12 protein-coding genes are annotated in these 11167 nt (G+C 26.1%); 4 read left to right on the top strand and 8 right to left on the bottom strand.

The annotated features are described in order from the left end of the window. The first annotated feature begins 117 nt into the window (after positions 1–117). Complete coding sequence (locus ACYUEW_RS14285; RefSeq protein WP_460277008.1) at positions 118–528, top strand: hypothetical protein; 411 nt, start codon at positions 118–120, stop codon at positions 526–528. Between the two features lie 50 nt (positions 529–578). On the opposite strand, the gene ACYUEW_RS14280 is transcribed toward ACYUEW_RS14285, so the two are convergent. Then, positions 579–2231: a M3 family oligoendopeptidase gene (locus tag ACYUEW_RS14280; RefSeq protein ID WP_265204216.1), complete on the bottom strand. Its 1653-nt coding sequence runs from the start codon at positions 2229–2231 to the stop codon at positions 579–581. A gap of 340 nt (positions 2232–2571) precedes the next feature. Between ACYUEW_RS14280 and safA the strand changes: the two genes are divergently transcribed. Next, positions 2572–3207: a SafA/ExsA family spore coat assembly protein gene (gene safA, locus ACYUEW_RS14275; protein ID WP_042385024.1), complete on the top strand. Its 636-nt coding sequence runs from the start codon at positions 2572–2574 to the stop codon at positions 3205–3207. Positions 3208–3422: 215 nt separating this feature from the next. Here the strand turns inward: safA and ACYUEW_RS14270 are convergent, their stop codons facing one another. Further along, on the bottom strand, positions 3423–3578 hold the full coding sequence (locus ACYUEW_RS14270) for a hypothetical protein (RefSeq protein WP_003486098.1): 156 nt from the start codon (positions 3576–3578) through the stop codon (positions 3423–3425). A gap of 261 nt (positions 3579–3839) precedes the next feature. Between ACYUEW_RS14270 and ACYUEW_RS14265 the strand changes: the two genes are divergently transcribed. Further along, positions 3840–4373 (top strand): amidase domain-containing protein, encoded by a 534-nt coding sequence (locus ACYUEW_RS14265; RefSeq protein ID WP_106900521.1) that lies wholly within the window; start codon positions 3840–3842, stop codon positions 4371–4373. A 159-nt stretch (positions 4374–4532) separates the two neighbouring features. Here the strand turns inward: ACYUEW_RS14265 and ACYUEW_RS14260 are convergent, their stop codons facing one another. Continuing rightward, positions 4533–5507, bottom strand: coding sequence for a DUF6414 family protein (locus tag ACYUEW_RS14260; RefSeq protein WP_460277005.1), 975 nt, complete (start codon positions 5505–5507; stop codon positions 4533–4535). 154 nt (positions 5508–5661) lie between these two features. Then, positions 5662–5817 carry a hypothetical protein gene (locus tag ACYUEW_RS14255; protein WP_003486104.1) on the bottom strand — a complete coding sequence of 52 codons (156 nt, stop codon included), beginning with the start codon at positions 5815–5817 and terminating at the stop codon, positions 5662–5664. Between the two features lie 563 nt (positions 5818–6380). Here ACYUEW_RS14255 and ACYUEW_RS14250 point away from each other — a divergent pair. Then, a complete protein-coding gene (locus tag ACYUEW_RS14250) occupies positions 6381–7760 on the top strand; it encodes a peptide MFS transporter (protein WP_003486107.1) in 1380 nt (459 codons plus the stop codon). A gap of 346 nt (positions 7761–8106) precedes the next feature. Here ACYUEW_RS14250 and pfkB read toward each other — a convergent pair whose 3' ends face one another. The 4 genes from pfkB to ACYUEW_RS14230 all read right to left on the bottom strand — a co-directional run bounded on the left by pfkB (position 8107) and on the right by ACYUEW_RS14230 (position 11113). After that, positions 8107–9012, bottom strand: coding sequence for a 1-phosphofructokinase (pfkB, locus tag ACYUEW_RS14245; RefSeq protein WP_003486111.1), 906 nt, complete (start codon positions 9010–9012; stop codon positions 8107–8109). Next, positions 9012–9233: a DeoR/GlpR family DNA-binding transcription regulator gene (locus tag ACYUEW_RS14240; RefSeq protein WP_003486113.1), complete on the bottom strand. Its 222-nt coding sequence runs from the start codon at positions 9231–9233 to the stop codon at positions 9012–9014. Before ACYUEW_RS14240 ends, pfkB begins: the two co-directional genes overlap by 1 nt. Continuing rightward, positions 9214–9777 carry a TetR/AcrR family transcriptional regulator gene (locus ACYUEW_RS14235; RefSeq protein ID WP_042385034.1) on the bottom strand — a complete coding sequence of 188 codons (564 nt, stop codon included), beginning with the start codon at positions 9775–9777 and terminating at the stop codon, positions 9214–9216. The genes ACYUEW_RS14240 and ACYUEW_RS14235 overlap by 20 nt, the downstream gene beginning before the upstream one ends. A gap of 151 nt (positions 9778–9928) precedes the next feature. Next, complete coding sequence (locus ACYUEW_RS14230; protein WP_460277001.1) at positions 9929–11113, bottom strand: MFS transporter; 1185 nt, start codon at positions 11111–11113, stop codon at positions 9929–9931. Positions 11114–11167: the final 54 nt, after the last annotated feature.

Raw genomic sequence — 11167 nt, 5'->3', positions numbered from 1 at the left:
ATGAAATAATGWTTTTTATTTTGAAATTAATATATTACATCTATTTTATTAATATTTTTTTCTTTTTCATAATAACTATATATAAATATCAATTTTAGAATGGATAATTTAATAATTATGAATAATGAAAATAGCAAAAAAGATATTGATATAGAAGATATAGAAAATATAGATACTTTAATAAACCTATCTGATGAGTGTATAGAAAAGACCTTAAATAGGATAAAAAATATAAACGCTTTAAGAGATGAATTAATAAGACTTAAATTAAATCCAGAGGGATTAATTTATTTTAATAATGAAGTTTATCCTTTACTTTATACTTTAACGAATCTTAGCACCACCTCTCTAAATCTCTCTACTTCTGCTAATGTTCTATCCACTGCTATATATTTAAAGCCTAAGGATTCTAAGATTAAGGATACGCTTAAATTAATTTATGAAATAACTGAACAGTGTGAAGACATATATGATTCTTTAAAATATAAAATAGATACTCTTATATGTATATCTAAAAAATCCAAATAAAAAGGCTATATCTATTAAATAAAATTTAAGATATAGCCTAAATTTGTTGGTTACATATTAGTGTCATTTATAGAATCTAACCATACTTTAACAGGTTCTATAGTTCTTTCAATAGTTTCCTTCTGAAATGGATTATTCAGATTAGCCTCTTTAACTAATTCTAAGAAAGATTTGCTTCCTCCTTTTTTACATAAATTCAAATAATCTTCCCAAGCTTTTTCTCTATTTTCATTAGATTTATGCCAAAATTGCAATGCACAAATTTGTGCCAAGGTATAATCTATATAATAAAAAGGAACTGAAAATATGTGGGATTGTTTGAACCAAAATCCTCCTCTATTTAAAAAATCATTGTCTTCATAGTCTCTACTAGGAAGATATTTCTTTTCAATTTTTCTCCACTTATCTTTTCTCTCCAGAGGAGATGCATCAGGATTTTCATATACAAAATGTTGAAATTCATCCACTGTAACTCCATAAGGTATAAATATTATAGCAGAAGCTAAATGACTAAATTTATATTTTAATTCATCCTCTTTAAAAAACAATTCCATCCAAGGCCATGCAAGGAATTCCATACTCATAGAATGTATTTCTGCCGCTTCATATGTTGGGAATATATATTCTGGCACTTCATAATGTCTACTACAATAAGCCTGAAAAGCATGACCTGCTTCATGGGTAAGTACATCTACATCTCCAGAGGTTCCGTTGAAATTTGAAAATATGAAAGGAGATTTATATTTTGATATATAAGTACAATATCCCCCTGAAGCTTTCCCCTTTTTGCTTATAAGATCCATAAGTTCATTCTGCAGCATAAATGTAAAAAATTCATCCGTTTCTTTAGATAATTCTCCGTACATCTTTTTTGCTTTCTCTAATATATCAGAAGCATCCCCCTTTGGAACAGCATTCCCTGTTAAAAATTTCAAGGGTTCGTCATAATATTTAAGAGTTTTAAGCCCCAAACGTTGCTTTTGCCTTAATTTTAGCGACTCTGCTAAAGGAACTATATATTTTTCTACTGCATTTCTATAGTTTTTAACCATATTGGAATCATAATCTGATCTCATCATTCTTACATAAGCAAGTTCTACAAAATTATTGTATCCTAGTTTTTTAGCTATTTTATGTCTTACTTTAACTAATTTATCAAATATATTATCAAATTTCTCTTCATTTTCCGCATAAAAATTAGTAGAAGCTTCATAGGCTCTCTTTCTCATTTCTCTATATTTTGATTGAATAAAAGGTTCTAACTGTGCTAAATTCCTTTCTTCTCCTTCAAATACTATTCTAGCAGAAGCCTTTAATTTTTCATATTCAGTAATCAATTTATTTTCCTCTTTTAATTCCTCTAATATTCCATCTTCAAAGGTTTTAAGCTTCATCTCTGCCAATATAAATAATTGTTTTCCCCATTTATCTTCTAATTCATTCTTAAATTTTGAATTCACCAGCACTTTATAATATTTTGCTATAATCCCTTCGTATATAGGTATATTCTCATCCATAAAAGCTTTTTCTTTTTCATAAAGAGAATCTTCTGTATTTATAGAATTTCTTATATTCACAAGTTCTATCATACTTTCTACTTCATTTCTTAAAGTATTGATTTTTATTATTATTTTATCCTGTTCCTCTGAAGATTGAGATTTTTGAAAACCTTCTATTAACTTCTTAAATTCTAATAAAACCATCTCTATGTTTGGTCTTTCATATTTATAATCTGTAAATTTCAAAATATAACTTCCTCCTTATTTTAGATTTAATTAAATAATAGTTTTTCCCTTAATATAAATTTAATTACATCTTAGCATATTTTATCATCTTTATAGCATCAATTCCGAATATTAATAATATTTTAAATTTTTGAAATTATATAAAGTTATTTTATATAAAATTTATTTATTTTAACATTTGAAATATTGTTAATATTATGCTTTATAATAAAACTTTATTTCCATTTTTATTATAGGATATAAATGCACTTTTAAATTTAAACTATTATTGTAGAGAAATTTAAGGTAGGTGTAATAATTGAAGAAATTTTTATTTAAAAAAACTTTGTTCTCAGTGTTATTAGCTGGTTTTTTATGTATTTTCAAATGCACTAGTGTTTCTGCTGCTGATTATACTTCTTATACTGTAGTTTCTGGAGACAGCTTATGGAAGATTGCAGTAAAATACCAAATTGGACTAAGCAAAATAATAGAAGTTAATCCTCAAATCAAAAATACTTCTTTAATATATCCTGGTCAAAAGATAAATATACCAAGTATAGATACTATAAAAGCTTTAGAAAATGAAGTCATAAGCCTTGTAAATATTGAGAGAGAACAGGCTGGATTACCTCATTTAAGAACTAACTGCCAGGTTTCTAAAGTAGCTAGATATAAATCTCAAGATATGGCCACTAAAGGCTATTTCTCTCATACTTCATCAACTTATGGTTCTCCTCCTACCATGTTACAAAATTTTAATATAAAGTCTATTACCACTGGTGAAAACATAGCTTATGATAAAAAGATTCCTCAACAGGTTATGACTAATTTAATGAATTCTCCTGATGATAGAAAAAACATATTAAGCAATACTTATACTGAAATTGGTGTAGGTTTATATAAAAGTTCTTCTGGTGTATATTATTGGACTCAACTATTTATTAAACCTTAAGAATTAAATAAAAAGCTATGAATAGAGAATGTTTTATTCATAGCTTTTTAATGTTAAAATGAAATTTATTTTTGAATACTTTGTTACATAAGCATTCTATGTATTATATATTATATATTCTATATACTTATAATTACCCATATTATATGATTTAATTATAAATATTCTTCAACCCATTGAATATTTTTTATATTATTCTCTACAATATAAATTATCTATTTATCAAACAATCCACCAGTCTTTTTATTTCTAATGGCTTTCCTACTTCCTCCAATATTCTTTTGAGCCCTTAATTTAGAATTATTTTGTGAAGATTTATTTTTGTTTTCTTCTATTATTTTTTTCATTTTTTCTATAGTACTTTCCTTCATATTATTCTCCTCTAATTTCTATATTTTAATGATCACACAGACTTTCCCTTGAATATTATACTATTTTCTTAGAACAGTGAACACCCTACAATTTTGATAAATACAAATTTTTAACTAACTTTATTAACACAATACATCTGGAAATATTAATATTACATACTATCTTTCTATTTTTCTTTATAAATGTTTATAATTTTCACTGTAGCAAATCACTTATCATATCATATTAATTATAAGCATTTAGTGAGGTTTTAAATTTAAATGAATTGGAGAATAAAAAAACAAAACAGATACTTAAGAGAAAAGGCTGTAGCCTATGCTACAACTTATGCCTTAAATCCTAATCCCCAATATAGATACTTGCCTATAGTAAATAATAGTAGTGGTGATTGCACAAACTTTATATCTCAATGTCTATTAGCTGGTGGTGCGCCCATGAATTTTAATAGCGAGTATCCCTGGTGGTATAAACATAACAATACTATAAATGTAATGGATGATACCTGGTCTATATGTTGGGCTGTAGCTCATTCTTTATATTATTATTTAAAGGTAAACCAAGAAAAAGGTTCTTTTGGTGCAAAGGGATTAGAAGTTTACAATAAAAATGAATTAAATATTGGTGATCTAGTATTTTTTGAGGATAATAATAATCGTATATTTCATTCTACAATAATAACTTCTTTTCAAGGTAAAGAACCTTTAATATCACAGCATACCTTTAATGATTTAAATATTCCAATTAAAACTTCCTGGAAATATATCAAACCACATTTTTTAAAAATAAGTTTATAATTCTATGTGTGCTATTTTTAATACCATTGTAATATATTTTTTAGAGCTAATACTTAAGTTATATATTAGCTCTAAACTAATTTTTGTTAAAATATAAGTTAAAATTAGTTGTTTCAAAAAATAATTAGCTAGTATTTATTTATACTTATATTTAAGATTTTATACATATATAGCTATAGGCAAAGCTTGAATAGCTGGACCTTGTATACTTGTAATAATGTTATTTAAAGTTATAATATCATTATCGTTCAGTAGTTTTAAATGGGGAGTTATAGATTTTAAAAACTTATTGTAATAACCACTCATTCTAGTTTTTCTAAGCAAATCAATCTTATCTTGACTCTGTGCTATTTTAACAACCTTGCACAAAATTTTACAATTACAATAGGCCATATCATACATATATGGGTTTTCCTCAGAAAAATTATTTGTATTTACAGTTAATACTCCACTACAATTTTTTAGTCTTACTACAATATCTCTAGTATTATAACTGTTTAAATTTTCATTTAAATTTTTTAATTCTTTTAATACTACATTATAATTATTCATAAAGTGACTTTCATCTAATTTACTTTTTTCTTGAAGTAAATCATCTAATTTATTAACATCATAGCATTCCATAGTGTCTATTATACAACTTAATTGAGAAACTATACATATAGTATCCATATTAGCTTCAAACTCTACATAATCTCCACAATCTATATTATTATTTATAATATCTTTTTCTGTGATTTGTTTTATCATATTTTGGTTCATCATCATATTTTTTAAATTATGAAACAAATGAAAAGTAGTATATATTTTAGTAATTCCAAATTCTCTTATATTAGTATTTTTCCCATCTAAACTTCCCATAATATTAGATTCATCACTTAAAGAATTGCATTTGATTGATAAGCTTTCTTTATCCTTATTACATATGCTTTTTTCTCTGTTATGAAATTTATTTTTCTTTTTAGAATAAGTATCTTCATTTCTACAGCGTTTCTCCATCCCTTTTTGCAATCTAACAGAATCTGTTTTATCTGTAATATACTTTATACTTGTACTTTGTAAATATCCATTTATTAAAATAGAATGTAAATCCTGAATTAGCATCTTGTTTAAATAAATAGGCATGGATATCATAGGCTATCCTCATCCTTTAAATTATTTATACTATATATAATATTAATATACTATAATTTAGTTTACATATATGATGTCCTTAAAAAAATTATGCTTTAGCCTAATGCACATCTATTATTTATAAATTTTACTAAATTAAATAAGTTTTTGTCTATTATTTATCTGGTGCATAATAATAATTTGTAACTATTTGAGTAGATATATTATCCTCATCACCATAATAGTTTGAATTTATTTCTGGATTATTCTTTAAATCCAAACTATTTAATTGTTCTTTATTACCTCTTATTTTATTATTTTTAGTTTTCAAATAAACTCACTCCTTTTTAAATAGTTTTTTATTTTTAATAAAATTTTATTCATCATAAATTATATATATTTCCATCAACATAAGGTGATTTTTAAATATATTTTTCAAAAGTCCTGCATATTTTATTAATTTATTTGTATTTTTTTTATTATATCAAAAGTTTTTTAATTTATATAATATAAATTAAAAAAGATTAAAATAATATTAATATCTACTGTAATTTTTAAAACCTTATTACAGTATAATCGTAATATATAGATATTTTAAAATTACATTTATTTATTATAGTATAATTTTAGATTTAAAATACTTTTTGTCAAAAAAAGAAATATAGTTATTATTTATCTTTAATGTAAATCTATTGATTTTTATAGCAATTAATAATATTATTATAATTGAGTTGTTAAAGATGTATGACTAGTCTGTCAATTAGATAAAAGAATAGATTTTCATTTAATTTAAATTAATATTTATTCTTTTTATTATATTTTGTTATATATTAAGTTTTTAACTTAATCATATATGTTTTAACATTAAATTTTAAATAAGGGGGGTCTTATTAAATGGCAAAAACTGAAAATTCAAAACATCCTTCAGGTCTTTATATCTGTGGGATGACAGTTGCTTGGGAAAGATTTTCATTTTATGGTGTAAAATCTGTACTTATTCTTTTTTTAGCAACTCAAATTATTAAAGGGGGCTTTGGCTTAAGCAAAGCGGATGCAGCATCTTTGGTATCCACTTACGCAGCACTAACTTATTTAGCACCAGTAATAGGTGGCTGGATTTGTGACCGTTATCTAGGAGCAAGATACTGCGTAGTATTAGGTACTTTATTAATGGCTGCTGGTAACTTTGTTCTTTTCCTAAATCAAGGGAAGTTTGGGGTCTATGCAATGATTATATTAGTAACTATTGGTACTGGTTTTTTTAAAGGAAATTTAAATACAATGGTTGGTCTTTTATATGATCAAAATGATTCTAGAAAAGATGGTGCATTCTCAATTATGTATTCATTTACAAATATAGGTGCTATGTTTGGACCTCTTTTATTTGGACTTTTTGCAGATCAAATATTTTCTACAAAAGTTAATGGAGAAATAGCTCATTATGGATACAAAGCTGTTTTCTTAGGTGGAGCTATAGCCTGTCTTCTATCAGGTCTTTCCTTTGCCCTTGGTGTTAAAAAGACAATGGGGGATTCTGGTAAGATAGCAGCTGCCAAACTCGCTCCTTCTACAACAGGTGCGGATAATAAAAAACAATCAACTGCACCTTTAACAAAAGCTGAGAAAAATAGAACTATAGTTATATTTGTATTAACATTCTTTTCTATATTCTTCTGGACAGCTTATAATCAGGCCTCTACGTCTATAGCTCTATATACTAGAGATTTTATAGATATGAATATAGGAAGCTTTACTATGCCAGTACCTTGGCTGGATTCATTTAATGGATTTATGTGTGTTATATTAGGACCTATAATGTCCGCTCTTTGGATTAAACTTGAAAATTCTAAAAAAGGTGATTTAAACATAACACAAAAAATGGCTCTTGGCTTTGTACTATTAGCTGTTGGTTTTGTATTTATGATCTTTGCAGTATTACAAAGAGGCGGTTCCGCTGACCCTGCAGTAAAGGCTAGTGTAATTTGGGTATTATTATTTTATGTATTACAAACTACTGGAGAAATGTGTTTCTCACCAATTGGAAACTCAATGGTTAATAGACTTGCACCTCCTAAATATGCTTCTGTATTAATGGGAGTTTGGTTCTTAAGTACTTTTGCAGCTAACAAGTTAGCCGGATACGGCCAAGCGTTCATAGATAAATTAGGCCCATTACAAGTATTTATAGCTATTCCTGTAGCTCTTATTGCAAATGCTGTAATAATATTTGCACTTAATAGAAAATTAACTAATATGGCAGAACAATTTGATTAATATAAAAGCCCCACATTTTATTGTGGGGCTTTTATTATTATTGAATTTTTTTCTTTAATATTCCTAAAGCCAACATTCCTATCAAAGAACCTATGACTAGTGCTACAAAATAGCCAAATGGATTACTTATATATAACAGGTAATACAAATATTCCACCATGTGGAGCTCTTAAAGAACACCCAAAATCTATAAATAAAGCTCCTGCAGTTATTGATTATTTGCTAAGGAAGCTGTTCCAAATACATAGGCTACCTTTAGAATGTCATTAATTAGTAAACCACTTAATTTTAAAATCATATTATAATATGCTTAACTAATTTTATATTTAAATAAATCAATCTTACTTTATAGTATTTGGTTTAATATCTCTTTTACTTTTTCTTTACTAGCTAAGCCTTCTGAAAATGCACTAGCACTACCAGTAGCTAATCCCATTTTGAAGGCCTCCTCTAAATTATTATTTTTTAAATATCCTGATATAAAACCTGCTACCATGGAGTCTCCAGCTCCTACAGAATTTTTTAAAACTCCCTTAGGTACTCCACTTTTTATTACTTCTCCTTTAGATGAAATAAATATTGCTCCATCTCCTGCCATGGAAATAAGAACATTTTCCGCTCCCATCGTCTGTAATTTTCTACTATAACCTATTATTTCTTCTTCATTTTTAATTTCTACACCAAACAATTCTGACAACTCATGGTGATTAGGCTTAATTAAAAATGGTTTATATTTTAATACCTTTAATAAAAGTTTTCCAGTGGCATCCACTACAAATTTTATATTTTTATCTTTAAGTCTTTCCATTATAGTTTCATATATATTCTCTGGAAGAGTTTTAGGAATACTTCCCGCAAGTATCAAAAAATCTCCTTCTTTTAGATTATCTAATTTATTAAACAATTCATCTAAGTCCTCAGCATTTATAGAAGGTCCTGTTCCATTAATCTCTGATTCTTCCTTTGATTTTAGCTTTACATTTATTCTAGACATTCCATTTTTTAATCTAATAAAATCCGTTTTACATCCAAAGGATCTAACTCTTCTTTCTATTTCCTCCCCTGTAAAGCCAGCTATATAACCTAAAGCTATATTTTCTACATCTAAATTATTTAAGACTATAGAAACATTTATTCCCTTACCGCCTGCATAAATCTTCTCATAGCTTGTTCTATTTAAATTACCTGTTTTAAAATCATCTACCTTAGCTACATAGTCTAAAGCTGGATTAAAAGTAATAGTATAAATCATTATATTGTTACCTCCACTATTCTTGTTAAATTCTTGTATTTATCATCTAAAATTCTTGTTGTAATTATAGTAGCTTTACTAATATCGCCAAAGGTTACAGAGCTTATTTGATCGAACTTAGAATCATCAGCTAATACATAAGCATTTTTAGATCTTGTTACCACCTCTTCCTTAACTAAAGCTTCTCTAATATCAGGAGTTTTATCCATTATATTTTTCATTTAAAATACCATTTAATAATATATTCATCAAATCTACCATGGCTTGTTTCATAGTAATATTATTATTAGTTAAAAATTTATAGTCTAAAAATGTATCACTAACTTTTTCTAAAATTAAACTTACTATATTTATATTTATATTTTCTCCTATTACCCCTTGATTTTTACCTTCTTTTAAAATTTTTTTTACTAAATCTATTTTAAAATCTTTAAACTCTTGAATTTTTTTAAATTCCTCAGGATAGAATTTATAAGCTTCATCCAAAATCCTTACTGGTAATTTATATTTATGATAAGAATAAATTATATTATATAATTTTTCATCTAAAGGCATTTTCTTTTCTAATAATTCTAAAGTGCTTTTTTTATCACTATCTATTATTTCATTAAAATATTGACTTATTAGATCATTCTTACTTTTAAAATACTTGTATATGGTTTTTTTACTTATTTTAAGATCATAGGATATATCATCCATAGTAAATTTTTTCAACCCATATAATTCTATATTTTTAGAGGTTATATCTAGTATGTTTTGTTTCATTATTTTATTCTCCTTTATGTAAATGGTATATAATATATCATTTATTTTGTATACTAAAGGTTTTTTAATTAAGTATTTTTTCTTTATATTATACATCTATTAATAAAATTTTTCATTTTATGCTATAGTATCTAAAAACAATAACATTTCCCTAATTACAGCGTTTAAGCATAATTATCCCTAGAACACAAACTATTATAAGTAAAATCAATGCTATTTTTTCATAATTTACCCATAGAGCTGCCATAATAACTGAGCCAACAAAAGACCCTATATATTGAAAACTATTAACTATACCATTAGCTGTACCCCTATAGCTTTCCTCTGCTATTTCATTGGCAAGGGATGGTACTAATGTACATATACATATATATCCTGTCATAAATAATATAGTTCCTACTAATATAAATGTAAATGAACTTTTGTTAAAATAAAAAATCACACCTAAAGCAGTAACAGCAAAGGATATAATTAATAGCTTTATTCCATAACCCTTTTCTGAAACTCTTACAGCCCATGTCATAAAAGCTATAGCTATAAGAACTGAAGGCATAAATATTTTCCACATACCATCAATACCTGTAATACTTTCCAAATACTGTGGTAAAGCAAAAAATACTGCTGCCATTATAAAATTATTTAAAAAAGCTGCTATATTTAATTTTACAAATATATTATTGTCTAATAATATATGAAAAACTTCCTTAATGTTAATATTATTTTTAGAATATCCTTCTTTAGAATTAGTTTCACTTTTATGATGAGATTTTTCTTCTTTTAAAAATACTAATATTATAATCCAACTAAATAATATTAGCAAAGCACAATATAAGAACATATTATTTACAGATACATACCTATGTATTATAGGTCCTAAAGCAAAGGAAGCTGTAGCTGCAAAGCCCAATATAATCCCAACTATACTTATAGCTCTTGTTCGTTTCTCACAATGTACACTGCTAGAAATCCAAGAATATCCTACTGCAATTATAGCACCACTTCCCTGCAGGGCTCTAGCAATTATTAATAAATAAATATTTTTTGCAAAATAAGCCAATAATAGTCCTATAATTACTTGCATAAGCCCTATTAAAATAACTTTTTTATTCCCAAATTTATCACTAAAAACACCAAAAGGTATCTGAAAAAAAGCTTGCATAAGACCAAATATACCCAATGCTACACCAGCTAATACTGGAGTACTATAAGCTAAAGTTTTGCTATAAACAGATATAAAGGGCATAACCATAGTCATAGCCATCTGCCTTATACCTAAGGCAAACCCTAGTGTACATATAAACATTAATTCTTTTTTTGAAAACACATTCTTTTTCATAATACACCTCTCACATTAAAATTTACCAAAGAAACTAAATTGGTTTTTTAAGTT

The organism is Clostridium sp. CTA-1, assembly GCF_054768215.1.
Note: the sequence above shows the minus strand (reverse complement) of the source record. Positions and strands in the feature narration are given on the sequence as shown.

Bases quoted from the DNA above. Each gene is read 5' to 3' on its own strand.
- ACYUEW_RS14285 (WP_460277008.1), top strand. From the start codon at position 118: ATGAATAATGAAAATAGCAAAAAAGATATTGATATAGAAGATATAGAA.
- ACYUEW_RS14280 (WP_265204216.1), bottom strand. From the start codon at position 2,231: ATGGTTTTATTAGAATTTAAGAAGTTAATAGAAGGTTTTCAAAAATCT.
- ACYUEW_RS14270 (WP_003486098.1), bottom strand. From the start codon at position 3,578: ATGAAGGAAAGTACTATAGAAAAAATGAAAAAAATAATAGAAGAAAAC.
- ACYUEW_RS14265 (WP_106900521.1), top strand. From the start codon at position 3,840: ATGAATTGGAGAATAAAAAAACAAAACAGATACTTAAGAGAAAAGGCT.
- ACYUEW_RS14260 (WP_460277005.1), bottom strand. From the start codon at position 5,507: ATGATATCCATGCCTATTTATTTAAACAAGATGCTAATTCAGGATTTA.
- ACYUEW_RS14250 (WP_003486107.1), top strand. From the start codon at position 6,381: ATGGCAAAAACTGAAAATTCAAAACATCCTTCAGGTCTTTATATCTGT.
- pfkB (WP_003486111.1), bottom strand. From the start codon at position 9,012: ATGATTTATACTATTACTTTTAATCCAGCTTTAGACTATGTAGCTAAG.
- ACYUEW_RS14240 (WP_003486113.1), bottom strand. From the start codon at position 9,233: ATGAAAAATATAATGGATAAAACTCCTGATATTAGAGAAGCTTTAGTT.
- ACYUEW_RS14235 (WP_042385034.1), bottom strand. From the start codon at position 9,777: ATGAAACAAAACATACTAGATATAACCTCTAAAAATATAGAATTATAT.
- ACYUEW_RS14230 (WP_460277001.1), bottom strand. From the start codon at position 11,113: ATGAAAAAGAATGTGTTTTCAAAAAAAGAATTAATGTTTATATGTACA.